Origin of the sequence: Streptomyces sp. NRRL WC-3618 (assembly GCF_001280005.1) — a bacterium.
GTDB lineage: Bacteria > Actinomycetota > Actinomycetes > Streptomycetales > Streptomycetaceae > Streptomyces.
Map to the genome: position 1 here is coordinate 1 of NZ_LGDW01000005.1, position 12,600 is coordinate 12,600.

Here is a 12,600-nt window from a genome sequence, read left to right on the forward strand (position 1 = left end):
CCGGACTACCCTGCACACATGCCCCCCGCCGCCCCCGCCTACCGTCGCCTGAGCGTCGAGGAACGGCGCAGCCAACTCCTCGAAGCCGCCCTCACCCTCTTCGCCCACCGCACCCCCGAAGAGGTCTCCCTCGACGACGTCGCGGAGGCGGCCGGAGTCTCCCGCCCCCTCGTGTACCGCTACTTCCCCGGCGGCAAGCAGCAGCTGTACGAGGCCGCGCTCCGCTCCGCCGCCGAGGAACTGGAACTCTGCTTCGACGAACCCCCCGAGGGCCCGCTTCCCGAGCGTCTCTCCCGCGCCCTGGACCGCTATCTCACCTTCGTCGACGAGCACGACGCCGGTTTCAGCGCCCTACTCCAGGGCGGCAGCGTCGTCGAGACGTCCCGTACGACGGCCATAGTGGACCGGGTCCGCCGTACCGCCGCCGCGCACATCCTCAGTCACCTCGGGGTCGCGGAACCCGGCCTCCTGCTGCGGATGACCGTACGGATGTGGATCACCGCGGTCGAGGCGGCCTCGCTGATCTGGCTGGACGAGGAGAAGGAGCCGCCGGTGGACGAGCTGCGGGACTGGCTGGTGGAGCAGTTCACGGCGGTCCTCGCGGTGACGGCGGGACGCGACCCGCAGACCGCGGCGGTCGTCCGCGACGCGCTGGGCGCGGATACCGGAAACTGATCCCGTGAAGAGCCAAGACACCGCCTTCGAGGGCGGCCCCCTGGACGGCCGTGTGCTGCCCATCATGCTCGGCCCGACCGGCCACCCACCGAAGACGTACAGGGTCCCGGTGCCGGACGCGGCGGGCGGCCCCCCGACCGTGCTGGTCTACCGGCGCGTACCCAGTGGACGCCCGGGAAAGCTGGGCCTGATCCCGGGCTGGAAGTACACGTACGACCCCGAGGGCGAGAAGGCCGACGACGGCAAGCTGCGGTGGCCGTGGTCGAAACCGGGCGCGAAACCAGGCGCCACGCCGCACGGCAAGCCGGACGACACCGACGGGTGACGGGGTTGGGCCGAACCGCGCACGCTCGGCGCGCGGACCTCGCGCCCGCGTCACAAGCTCGCGGTGCGGAGCGGAAGGGCCGCCTCGCACCGGAGGTGATGACGTGTCAGGAAGGCTTCTGCGTCTGGTCTGTACGGCGGCGATGGCGGCCGGCACGTTCCTCGTACCGGTCCCCGCGCTGGCCGCGCCCGGCCCGACCCCCTCGGCGACCCGGCCGTCCGACGAGCCCGCCGCCCACGAAACACCCTCTGTCGCGGCCCTCCTGACGAACCTTCAGCGGCTGTACCGCGAGGCCGAGCGGGCCACCGGGACCTACGCCGCCACCGCCGAGCGGCTGAAGCGGCAGCGCGCCGAGGTCCAGCGCCTGGACACGCAGCTCGTACGCGCCCGGCTCTCCCTGCGCGAGCGGCGCGGCGCCCTCGGCCGGCTCGCCCGGCAGCAGTACCAGAACAGCACCGACATCTCCCCGTACGTACAGCTCCTGCTGGCCCACGATCCGCAGCACGCCCTCGAACAGGGCCATGTGATCCGGCAGTTGGCGCTGGAGCGGGCCGAGACGGTGGGGCGGCTGGTCGGCGGCGAACGGCGCACCGACACTCTGGCCCGCGCGGCCCGAGCCGCCCTGGACGAGCAGCTCACCCTCGCCGAACAGCAGCAGAAGGACCGGGACGCCGTACGGAGGCGGCTGAAGGAGGTCGAGGAGCTGCTCGCCTCCCTGAGTCCCGAACAGCTCGCCGAACTGGCCGAGTTGGAGCGCGGCGAAGTGGCCGGGAAACAGAGCGGGTTCCTCACCTCCGGCGCTCTCAGCGCCGGCCGGAAGCCGTCCGAGGAAGGTGAGCGGGCAGTTCGGGAGGCCGTGGCGCAGCTCGGGAAGCCGTACGAGTGGGGTGCCGAGGGACCGGCGACGTTCGACTGCTCGGGGCTGACCTCGCAGGCCTGGGAGAAGGCGGGGCGACCCATCCCCCGGACCAGCCAGGAGCAGTGGGCGCGGCTGCCCCACATCCCGCTGGCCGAGCTGCGCCCCGGTGACCTGGTCGTCTACTTCCCCGAGGCCACGCATGTGGCCCTCTATCTCGGGGACGGGATGGTCGTACAGGCGCCGCGGCCGGGCGCGAAGGTGAAGGTGTCGCCACTCGCGGCGAACCCGGTACTGGGCGCCGTACGGCCGGACCCGGACGGGGAGCCCGTGGAGCGGTACACCCCGCCGAAGCTCCCCGCCGACGCCACGGCGGGCTCGGACGAGGGCTACTCCCTCGCCACGGCGCCCGCTGAGCCCACTGAGCCCACTGAGCCCGCCGAGCCCACGGAAGCCGCCGGCCCCGGCGACTACGCGCCCGTCACCGATCCCAGATAGGCGGCCGTCTTCTCCGGCTCGTAGAAGAAGTTCTCGAAGTCCGACGGGTCGTCGAAGGCGTTGGCGAAGCGGTGGGCCACCGGGGGCAACTGGCCTGCCGCGCCAAGGAGGTTGACGATGTGCTCCGGCGGCGGGCTGAGCATCGCGTTGGTCCACTTGGTGACGTGCTGGGCGGTGTCCCAGTAGCGGTCGAAGGTGGCCCGCATCCAGGTCTCGTCGAACTCCTTCTCGCCCTGTTCGAGGATCGAGGCGAGGTACGAAGCCGCGCATTTCGAGGCGGAGTTGGAGCCCTGTCCGGTGATCGGGTCGTTCGCCACGACCACGTCGGCCAGACCGAGGACCAGGCCGCCGCCGGGCAGCCGGCCGACCGGGTTACGGACAATGGGGGCGTAGCGGCCGGCCAACGTGCCGCCGACATCGGTGAGTTCGGCCTTGGTGGCCCGCGCGTACTCCCACGGCGTGAACCGCTCCATGAGTTCCAGGGTCAGGGAGAGGTGTTCGGCCGGGTCACGGACGTCGTGGAAGACGTCGAGGGGGCCGCCGGGTATGCCTTCCCAGAACAGGATGTCGGCGCGGCCCGAGGTGGTGAGCGTCGGCATGACGAACAGCTCACCGACGCCCGGGACCAGGTTGCAGCGCACCGCGTCCATGTCGGGATGCTCGGGGCGCGGGTCCAGGCCGTGGACGTAGGAGACGGCCAGCGCGCGCTGGGGCTCGCGGTAGGGGGAGCGCGCGGGGTCGCGGGTGAACATCGACACCAGCTCGCCCTTGCCCGCCGAGACGAGGATCAGGTCGTACGTGCGGGAGAAGTAGTCGAGGTCGCCGACCGCCGCGCCGTGGATGACCAGTTGGCCGCCGCGCTGGGAGAACGTCTCCATCCAGCCGGCCATCTTCACCCGCTGGTCGACCGACTGCGCGTAGCCGTCGAGGGTGCCGACCCAGTCGATAGCGCGCTGCGTCGGGCCCGGATCGTGCGAGCCCGGGGCCGCGACCGAGACGCCGAGTCCTTCGATCTTCGGGGCCTGGGACTCCCAGAAGTTCAGCTGGAGATCGCGCTCGTGCTGGAGGGCGGTGTGGAACATGCACTGGGTGGACAAGACCCGGCCGGACCGGACCTCGTCCGAGGTCCGGTTGGACATCAACGTGACCTCGTACCCGTGCGACTGGAGTCCGAGGGCTGTCTGAAGTCCGGCCTGACCGGCTCCGACGACGAGTATCTTCCGCATACGGTCTGGTCTCTCCCTTTGTCGCGGGCTGTGTCTTACTCGGGAGTGGCGTCCAGCGCGTGCCCCACCAGAGCGAGCAGGGTCTCGATCACCGGGAGGCGGCGCCGCGCGTCCATGATCATGACGGGTATGTGCGCGGGCACGGTGAGCGCGTCCCGCACGTCCTCGGCGTCGAACTCGGGGCTGCCGTCGAAGTGGTTGACGGCCACGACGTACGGCAGCCCGCTGCTCTCGAAGTAGTCGAGCGCCGGGAAGCAGTCCTTCAGCCGCCGGGTGTCGGCCAGTACGACCGCGCCGATCGCGCCGCGCACCAGGTCGTCCCACATGAACCAGAACCGCTGCTGGCCCGGCGTACCGAAGAGGTAGAGCACCAGGTCGTCGTCGAGCGTGACGCGGCCGTAGTCCATCGCCACGGTCGTCGTGTGCTTGTCCGGGGTCGCGGTGAGGTCGTCGGTGCCCTCACTCGCCTCGGTCATCAGCGCCTCCGTCTGGAGGGGCTCGATCTCCGAGATGGTGCCGACCATCGTGGTCTTGCCGACGCCGAAGCCGCCCGCGATCACGATCTTCGTGGCGATCGGCACCCGGGTGCGGTCCTCCTGCCACGGCCGCATCTCCTCGTCCCGCAGAGGATGTCGGCCTTCCGGCGGAAGATGGAGAAGCGGGGAGACCCCCCTGGCGACGTCAGAGACGACGGAGTCCACTCAGCACCCTTTCCAGCAGCGCGCGGTCCGGCTGCCTCGGCCCGTGGCCGGTTCCGTACACACGTATCTTTCCCTGGTCCGCGAGATCGCTGAGGAGCACGCGGACCACGCCCAGCGGCATCCTCATCAGGGCGGAGATCTCGGCCACCGTACGCATCCGGCGGCACAGTTCGACGATGGCCCGCAGCTCAGGCACGACCCGGGTGCTGAGGGAACCATTCTCCAGTTCCCTGCGCTCCTCGGGCGCTTCGATCGCGGCGACGAACGTCTCGACGAGGAGGACATGGCCGAAGCGGGTCCGGCCGCCGGTCAGCGAGTACGGGCGTACCCGGGCCGGTTTTCGGTCGCCGCCCCGGACGGGAAGCTTGGGAGTGCCCGGCGTACTCACTTGGCGCCCTCCGCCGTACGGCCCCGCACGGTCCTGACGGCCATCGGAGCGACCCCGGCGGGCTCGTCGTCCGCCGCGCCGCGTTCGATCGACTCCCGTAGTTCACTGCGGAGTTCGGGGGTCAGGACGTGTCCGGCACGGCCCACGAAGAGTGCCATGTGGTACGCCACCACGCTCATGTCGCAGTCCGGGGAGCCGTGCACACCGAGCAGTGAGCCGTCGCTGATCGACATCACGAAGAGGGTGCCGTCCTCCATCGCGACCATGGTCTGCTTGACCCCGCCGTAGTCCATCAGCTTGGCGGCGCCGATGGTGAGGCTGCCGATGCCGGAGACGATCGTGGCGAGATCTGCTGCGGAGCCTCTGGGGCCGGCCGGCCGGTCGGGCCGGCGTTCCGCGTTCCTGTCCGGGTCGGACGAGAGCAGGAGCAGGCCGTCGGAGGAGACGACCGCGACCGATGTGAGTCCCGGCACCTCCTCGACGAGATTGGTCAGCAGCCAGTGCAGGTTGCGGGCTTCACTACTCAGGCCGAAGGTACTGGGCGCGGTCAACTGCTTGCCTCCTCGACAGTTCCCCCCGTGGTTTCTTCGGCACGCGCCGGCGGCGCCGTGCGTGCCGGGTGCTCCGTCTGTGCTGTCTGTGGTGCCGGAACCGGCTGTCCCGTCCGTTCCGCGATCTCGGCCTCCACGTCACGGCGTCCGTCGCGCGCGCCCCGCTGGAATCCGCCGAGCCTGCGGCGCAGGGCCTCCGCGTCGACGGCTCCGATGCGTGAGGTCGGCGGCGCCACGGGCGCGGTGATCTTCGGGGTCCGCTTGGGCAGCCCCTTGTCGGTGACCGGCTCCTCCTCGGCGCGCTCGTGCGCGTCGGGGCCGATGGCGTAGGGGTCGGGGACGTCTGGGTCGATGCGACGCGGGTCGGGAGCCGTGGGGACGGCCGGCTCGAGGGCGTCCTCGGCCGGGGGCACCGGCAGGAGGAGTTCCATGGTGATCTCGGACGCGGGAAGGGGCTCGGGGTCCGGCTCCGGTGCGGCCGGGGCGGCCTCGGCGTCGGCTTCCGCGTTCCGTACGGCCCGCTCGGCCAGGGCGATCATGAGGTCCGGGGCGTCGGAGGCCGGGATCGGGTCCTCGGCCGGGGCTTCACCCGACTCCGCCTCCGACTCTGCGGTCGGCTCCCCGCGCAGTTCCCCGTGCGGCTCGCCTTCCGGCTCCTCCGCCTCCGAACGTCCTTGCAGGACATTGGAGTTGACTTCCGCGTCGATTCCCGGGAAGGACAGCGTCGACGCCGCCGACGGCGTGACGACGGCCGGGTCCGGGGCCAGCAGCGCCTTCGGCAGGACGACGACCGCCGCGACACCGCCCTCCCTCTGCTCCCGCAGCTGCACCCGCACTCCGTGCCGGTGCGCGAGCCGCGCGACGACGTACAGCCCGAGCCCGATCCCGTCGCCACCCTCGCTCTCCTCGTCCTCGGCCGCCTCGTGCGGCGCGTCCGGATCGAAGTCGGCGAGGCGGGAGTTGAGGCGGACCAGGCGCTCGGCGGTCATGCCGATGCCCTCGTCCTGGACGGAGAGCATGATCTCGCCGCTCTCCAGGAGCCAGCCGGAGATCTCCACCGGGAGCTCGGGCGGGGTGAACGAGGTGGCGTTCTCCAGGAGTTCGGCCAGCAGATGGCTGACGTCGTCGGCGGCGAACCCGGCGAGATGCGCATGCGGCGGCAGCGCGGCGATACGTACCCGCTCGTACCGCTCGATCTCGCTCACGGCGGCGCGGACCACGTCGACGAGCGGGACGGGATTCGTGTGCTGCTGGCCGTGTTCGACGCCGGCGAGGACGAGGAGGTTCTCGCTGTGCCGGCGCATCACGGTGGCGAAGTGGTCGAGCTTGAAGAGGGTGGCGAGCCGGTCCGGGTCCTGCTCGCGCTCCTCCATGCCCTCGATGACGGCGAGTTGACGCTCGACCAGGCCGAGGGTACGCAGCGCGAGGTTCACGAAGGTGCCGTGGACGCTGTCCCGGGTGCGCGTCAACTGTGCGGCGGCGTCGTCGAGTTCGGCGCGCAGTTCCTCGCGGGCGTCCGCCATCTTCTGGCGCTGGCCGACCAGGTGTTTGCGGTCGGACTCCAGGGTGGCGATGCGCTCGTGGACGGAGAGGGCGCGCGCGTGCAGGGCGTTGACGGAGCGGACGACCTGGGCGAACTCGTCGTTGCGGCCGGTGAACTTGACCGGTTCCTCGGCGAGCGGGTCGGCGGCCTCGGCGAGCCTGGCGGTGCCCCGGCGCAGCACGGACAGCGGGCGGGTGAGGGAGCGGGCCATGGCGGTGGCGATACCGACGGCGACCAGGACGAGGGCGCCGAGGGCGGCGATCCGGATCTCCAGGTCGGTGACGTCGTCGTCGCGGAGCTGGACGAGGGCCTTGGTGCGGCGGTCGTAGAGGGAGGACTCGACGCCGCGCATCAGCTCGACGCGGGCGGAGAGGGCCGCGTCCGCGGCGCTGAGGCCGGTGCCGAGGTCGCGGGAGGACAGCGTGGGCTGGTCGGTGAGCGAGGCGAGGTACTTGTCGGCGCTGTCGACCTCGGGTCCGGTGACCGTCGAGTCGTAGCTGCCGACGGCGGCCTCGGGGGCGTTCTCGCGGAAGTCGCCGAGCGCCGCGTCCGAGCGCAGGCGGGCCTGCTGGGCGGCGGCGCTGAGCGCGTCCCGCTGCTTGGCGTTCGCCGGGGTGGTGACCGTCTGCTCGGAGGTCAGTCCGGTGATCGGGTTGTACACGCTCTCGGTGGACGTCGGCACACTGAGCGCGGCCAGCAGGAGACCCCGGGCGGCGGCGGCCTGCTGGACGGCGGAGTCGAGCTCGGCGAGGGCGTACGCGCCGGCGCCCGCGCGGGGCGGCTGCTTCTCGGCCAGTTGCCCGGCGAGGCGGTGCAGTGAGGCGATGGCCGCGGTGTACGACTGGTGCGCCTGGAGGGCGGTGTTCTTCCCGGTGAGTGCCCCTTCGCGCAACGACTTGATGCCGTCGAGGTCGACGAGCAGCGCGGGCGGGGTGTCGGGGTTCGCGCGCAGGTCGCCGACCTGCCGGTCGACGCGGGCGGTGCGCTGCGCGGAGGGGGCCTTCACCTTGGCGCGGCCGGCGGCGAGGTAGACGGTGACCTCGTCGCGTTCGTCGGCGAGCGAGTGGGCGAGGGTCAGGGCGTCCTGGGTCCGGGCCGCGAGGGTGACCAGGCTCTGGGAGTCGTGGAGCTGGGAGGAGGCTGCGATGACGGACGGGGCACCGGCCCCGGCGATCGCGGCGGCCACGACGGCGACGGCCACGATGAGCCGGTTGCGGACGTGGGCGGGTCGTCCCCGGCCCGCGGGATCGGTCGGGGCGCCACCGGCAGTGCTCCCTGCGGGAGGTGTCTGCCTGCCTGTGCGCCGAGGCCGCGTCTTCTGCACCGGTGCTCGCATTCCTGACTCGTGTGCCCATGGGCCCGGGTGACGATCCGTCGGACCGGGATGACAATCCGTCAACTGCCTGGCCGCCCGGATGGTTCTGGCCTGCCGCTCACCCGGTTACGGTCCCGGTTCTCCGGCACGGCCCGGCTCCCGACCCTCCCATGCCCGTGGGCGGGGAGCGCGCGTCACCTGACCCGCCACTCAAAGGAGTGAACATCAAGGAGTCAACATCGGCGGGGAGTTGGCGGCAAGTTCCTCTGGCCTGTGCTGTGGCTGTGCCGGGCAGGCCGGTTGGACGTGGGCGGCGGGCTTTGACATTATCCGCCGCGACGTCTTCACGAACCAGCCCATTACCTCCCAGAACAGGCGGCTTATCGGCGGTCGCACGCCGTTTCCGCAATCGTTGCCAGCCTTTCGAGAAGTTTGTGGAGGGCTCGTGGAGACTGGCTGGATGCGCACTGAACTCGTCACGGAGCCCGGCGATCCGGCCCGCCCCAATGAGGACTTCGCGGCGATCGGACTCCCCGCCTCAGGGCAGGGCGGTTCGCTCGTCCTGCTGGACGGGGTCACTCCCCCGAGAACGGGCACGGGCTGTCTGCATTCCGTCCCCTGGTACACGGCCCGGCTCGGCGGTGCGCTGACCGAACTGTCGCTTTCGCTCCGGGATATGCCCCTGACGGAGGTACTGGCGGCGGCCATCTCTCGTACCGCCGAGGCCCACACGCAAACCTGTGACCTTTCTCACCCGCGTACGCCTCAGGCAACCGTGGTTCTCGCCCGCTGGTCCCCGGCCACCGTCGAGCACCTGGTGCTGTCCGACGCCGCCCTGCTGACCGAGTCCCCGGACGGCACGGTCATCGCACACCTGGACGACCGGCTGTCCCGTGTCCCACGCGCCTGTCTGGCCTCGGACGCGATCGCCGACGCGACGGTACGGAACAAGGAGTGCGGCTTCTTCACGGCGGCGGCCGATCCGTCGGTGGCGGCCCGCGCGGTGACGGGCTCGCTGCCGCGCGCGGAGGTGCGCGCCCTGGCCGCCCTGACGGACGGGGCGACCCGCTGGGTGGAGAGGTTCGGCGAGGGCGACTGGACGGCCTGCTTCACCGCCGTACGCAAGGAGGGCGCGGGGGCGCTGGTGCACCGCGTACGGGAGCTGGAGCGGGCGGACGCGGAGGGGGGCCGGCTGCGCCTGGGCCGCGCCAAGACGCACGACGACGCGACGGTGGCGTACGTGGAGCTGTGAGGAGCTCCGAGGGCGGGCGGCCGGGGCCCTACTTCTCCATGCCGGCGTTCAGCTGATGCAGCAGCCGGGCCAGCTCGGCGACCTCGACGCGGTCCCAGGCGGCCAGCTCACGCACGTACCGCGCCCGTCGTGCCTCGCGGACGGTACGGAAGCGGGCGCGGCCCTCGTCCGTGAGGTGGACGAGCCAGGCGCGACCGTCGGCCGGGTCCGGCTCGCGGGCGACGAGGCCCAGGTCCTCCAGGGCGCGCAGCTGCCGGGACATGGTCGCCTTGCCGACGCCGATGTAGGCCGCGAGCTCGGTGGCCCGCTGGCGCCCGCACTCGTCGAGCCGCACCAGCAGCCCGTACGCCGACGACTCCAGGTCGGGATGGACCTCGCGGGCCATCTCCCCGGAGTTGGCCCGGGCGCGCCGCAGGAACACGGTCAACTCGCGCTCCAGGGCGAGGAATTCCCGCTCGACCCCGGGCCCGGGCGTCGTGGGTTCGACACGCCGCCCGCCGAGGCTTCTCGCGCCGTTGCCGTCCTCGTCCACGTCAGCACCCCTGATCCGGTTCTCGCCGCTGAAGAAATTTTCCGTCGAACACGGCCGTCGCCGCAGCTCGGACAGTATTTCGCAGCCTGGGAGAGACGGCGCCCGTCAGGTCCCCTCCAGAGCCCGGACCGCCCTACGGGAAGGCCCGGACCCCTTCCGGGACCCGGGCCCTCGCCGACCGGCAGCGTCCGTCACGCCGCTGCCGGAACCTTCACCTCCGCCGGGTTCTGAGCCGGGGTGAGCGCCAGTTCGAGGACCTGGCGGACGTCCGTGACGGCGTGGACGTCGAGCTTCTCCAGGACCTCGGCCGGGACGTCGTCCAGGTCGGCCTCGTTACGCTTGGGGATGATCACGGTGGTGACGCCGGCCCGGTGCGCGGCGAGCAGCTTCTGCTTCACACCGCCGATGGGCAGCACCCGCCCGGTCAGCGAGACCTCGCCGGTCATGGCGACGTCCGTCCGCACGAGCCGTCCGCTGAGCAGCGAGGCGAGGGCGGTCGTCATGGTGACGCCCGCGCTCGGACCGTCCTTGGGCACGGCCCCCGCCGGGAAGTGGATGTGCGCGCCCCGGTCCTTCAGGTCACCCACGGGCAGTTCCAGTTCGGCGCCGTGCGAGCGCAGGAAGGAGAGCGCGATCTGCGCGGACTCCTTCATCACGTCACCGAGCTGCCCGGTGAGCGTGAGCCCCGCCGCCCCGGTCTCCGGGTCGGCGAGCGAGGCCTCGACGTAGAGGACGTCGCCCCCGGCGCCGGTGACCGCGAGCCCGGTCGCCACACCGGGTACGGCGGTGCGCCGCTCGGCCGGGTCCGTGGCGGACTCGGGCACGTGGTGGGGCCGGCCGATGAGGGCGCGCAGATCGTCCTCGGTGACGGTGAACGGCAGCTTCCGCTCCCCGAGTTCGTGCTGTGCGGCGACCTTGCGCAGCAGCCGCGCGATGGACCGCTCGAGGTTGCGGACGCCGGCCTCCCGGGTGTACTCCCCGGCGAGCTTGCGCAACGCGCTCTCGTCGAGGGTGACTTCCGGGCTCTCCAGGCCGGCCCGCTCCAGTTGCCGGGGCAGCAGGTGGTCCCGGGCGATGACGACCTTCTCGTCCTCCGTGTACCCGTCCAGCCGGACGAGCTCCATCCGGTCGAGCAGGGCCTCGGGAATGGCTTCGAGGACGTTGGCGGTGGCGAGGAACACGACGTCGCTGAGGTCGAGTTCGACTTCGAGGTAGTGGTCGCGGAACGTGTGGTTCTGCGCCGGGTCGAGCACTTCGAGCAGCGCGGCGGCCGGGTCGCCCCGGAAGTCGGAGCCGACCTTGTCGATCTCGTCGAGGAGAACGACGGGGTTCATCGACCCGGCTTCCTTGATGGCCCGCACGATGCGCCCGGGCAGCGCGCCGACATACGTCCGCCGGTGCCCCCGGATCTCGGCCTCGTCCCTGACCCCGCCCAGCGCGACCCGGACGAACTTGCGGCCCATGGCGTGCGCGACGGACTCACCGAGGCTGGTCTTGCCGACCCCGGGCGGCCCGACGAGCGCGAGCACGGCGCCGCCACGGCGCCCGCCCACGACCCCGAGTCCGCGCTCGGCGCGCCGCTTACGCACGGCGAGGTACTCGGTGATGCGCTCCTTCACGTCCTCCAGCCCCGCGTGCTCGGCGTCGAGCACGGTCTGGGCGCCCTGGATGTCGTAGGAGTCCTCGGTCCGCTCGTTCCAGGGCAGTTCGAGGACGGTGTCGAGCCAGGTCCGGATCCAGCCGCCCTCGGGCGACTGGTCGGAGGACCGCTCCAGCTTGTCGACCTCCTTGAGAGCGGCCTCGCGCACCTTCTCCGGCAGGTCGGCGGCCTCGACGCGGGCCCGGTAGTCGTCGGACTCCTCGCCGTCCTGCTCGCCGTTGATCTCGCGCAGTTCCTTGCGTACGGCTTCCAGCTGCTTGCGCAGCAGGAACTCCCGCTGCTGCTTGTCGACGCCCTCCTGGACGTCCTTCGCGATGGTCTCGGCGACATCCTGCTCGGCGAGGTGGTCGCGCAGGTGCTGGGTGGCGAGCTTCAGCCGGGCCACCGGGTCGGCGGTCTCCAGCAGCTCGATCTTCTGGTCGGTGCTGAGGAAGGGTGAGTAACCGGAGTTGTCGGCAAGGGCGGAGACATCGTCGATGGCCTGTACCCGGTCGACGACCTGCCAGGCGCCGCGCTTGCGCAGCCAGGCGGTGGCAAGTGCCTTGTATTCCTTGGCGAGTTCGGTGACATGACCGGGCAGGGGGTCCGGGACGGTCTCATCGATCCGCGTCCCCTCCACCCACAGCGCGGCCCCCGGCCCCGTGGTCCCGGCGCCGATGCTCACCCGGCCCCGGGCGCGGATCAGGGCGCCCGGATCCCCGTCGGCCAGCCGGCCGACCTGCTCGACGGTGCCGAGGACACCGGTGCCCGCGTACGTTCCGTCGATGCGCGGCACCAGCAGGATCCTGGGCTTGCCGGGCTCGGTGCGCGCGGCGGCCTGGGCGGCCTCCACCGCGGCCCGTACATCGGCGTCGTTCAGGTCCAGCGGAACCACCATCCCGGGCAGCACGACCTCGTCGTCGAGCGGCAGCACGGGCAGGGTGAGCGGTGTGAACGCCTCGGACTCAGCAGCCATGATCTCCCCTTCGGCAGTCAAGTTGAGTTATGCCGACTCAATGCTTGGGCGGGGCCGATTGTTCCCCTGGGCGTGTTCGCCGTGAGCGATCACCTCTGTCGGCGCACCGGAGCACCCGCATAC

At 71.7% G+C, this 12,600-nt stretch carries 11 protein-coding genes; 4 read left to right on the forward strand and 7 right to left on the reverse strand.

Features of this window, described 5'->3' with window-relative positions; genetic code table 11:
• Positions 1 to 18: 18 nt before the first annotated feature.
• The 3 genes from ADL01_RS01725 (at position 19) to ADL01_RS01735 (ending at position 2,354) form a co-directional block, all read left to right on the forward strand.
• On the forward strand, positions 19 to 675 hold the full coding sequence (locus tag ADL01_RS01725) for a TetR/AcrR family transcriptional regulator (RefSeq protein ID WP_053740057.1): 657 nt from the start codon (positions 19 to 21) through the stop codon (positions 673 to 675).
• Between the two features lie 4 nt (positions 676 to 679).
• Entirely contained in the window at positions 680 to 1,000 is a 321-nt protein-coding gene (locus ADL01_RS01730; protein ID WP_053740058.1) for a hypothetical protein, read from the forward strand.
• A gap of 103 nt (positions 1,001 to 1,103) precedes the next feature.
• The gene (locus tag ADL01_RS01735; protein WP_078960264.1) at positions 1,104 to 2,354 is read left to right on the forward strand and encodes a C40 family peptidase; all 1,251 of its coding nucleotides are present in this window, start codon (positions 1,104 to 1,106) and stop codon (positions 2,352 to 2,354) included.
• Here the strand turns inward: ADL01_RS01735 and ADL01_RS01740 are convergent.
• From ADL01_RS01740 to ADL01_RS01760, 5 genes are read right to left on the reverse strand one after another with little or no spacing between them, the layout of a single operon-like run.
• Positions 2,327 to 3,580 (reverse strand): styrene monooxygenase/indole monooxygenase family protein, encoded by a 1,254-nt coding sequence (locus ADL01_RS01740; protein ID WP_053740059.1) that lies wholly within the window; start codon positions 3,578 to 3,580, stop codon positions 2,327 to 2,329. The two genes, ADL01_RS01735 and ADL01_RS01740, sit on opposite strands and share 28 nt — an antisense overlap.
• Before the next feature lie 35 nt (positions 3,581 to 3,615).
• Complete coding sequence (locus ADL01_RS01745) at positions 3,616 to 4,281, reverse strand: GTP-binding protein (RefSeq protein ID WP_053740060.1); 666 nt, start codon at positions 4,279 to 4,281, stop codon at positions 3,616 to 3,618.
• Positions 4,262 to 4,669, reverse strand: a complete 408-nt coding sequence (locus ADL01_RS01750) for a DUF742 domain-containing protein (RefSeq protein WP_053740061.1) — start codon at positions 4,667 to 4,669, stop codon at positions 4,262 to 4,264. Before ADL01_RS01750 ends, ADL01_RS01745 begins: the two co-directional genes overlap by 20 nt.
• A complete protein-coding gene (locus ADL01_RS01755) occupies positions 4,666 to 5,220 on the reverse strand; it encodes a roadblock/LC7 domain-containing protein (protein WP_053740062.1) in 555 nt (184 codons plus the stop codon). The genes ADL01_RS01750 and ADL01_RS01755 overlap by 4 nt, the downstream gene beginning before the upstream one ends.
• Positions 5,217 to 8,099, reverse strand: a complete 2,883-nt coding sequence (locus tag ADL01_RS01760; protein ID WP_078960265.1) for a nitrate- and nitrite sensing domain-containing protein — start codon at positions 8,097 to 8,099, stop codon at positions 5,217 to 5,219. The genes ADL01_RS01755 and ADL01_RS01760 overlap by 4 nt, the downstream gene beginning before the upstream one ends.
• Before the next feature lie 439 nt (positions 8,100 to 8,538).
• Here ADL01_RS01760 and ADL01_RS01765 point away from each other — a divergent pair, with 439 nt between their 5' ends.
• Complete coding sequence (locus ADL01_RS01765; RefSeq protein WP_053740064.1) at positions 8,539 to 9,330, forward strand: hypothetical protein; 792 nt, start codon at positions 8,539 to 8,541, stop codon at positions 9,328 to 9,330.
• Between the two features lie 28 nt (positions 9,331 to 9,358).
• On the opposite strand, the gene ADL01_RS01770 is transcribed toward ADL01_RS01765, so the two are convergent.
• Both ADL01_RS01770 and lon read right to left on the reverse strand, forming a co-directional pair.
• On the reverse strand, positions 9,359 to 9,862 hold the full coding sequence (locus ADL01_RS01770) for a MarR family winged helix-turn-helix transcriptional regulator (protein ID WP_053740065.1): 504 nt from the start codon (positions 9,860 to 9,862) through the stop codon (positions 9,359 to 9,361).
• Between the two features lie 191 nt (positions 9,863 to 10,053).
• Positions 10,054 to 12,477 carry an endopeptidase La gene (gene lon, locus ADL01_RS01775; RefSeq protein WP_053740066.1) on the reverse strand — a complete coding sequence of 808 codons (2,424 nt, stop codon included), beginning with the start codon at positions 12,475 to 12,477 and terminating at the stop codon, positions 10,054 to 10,056.
• Between the last annotated feature and the right edge of the window lie 123 nt (positions 12,478 to 12,600).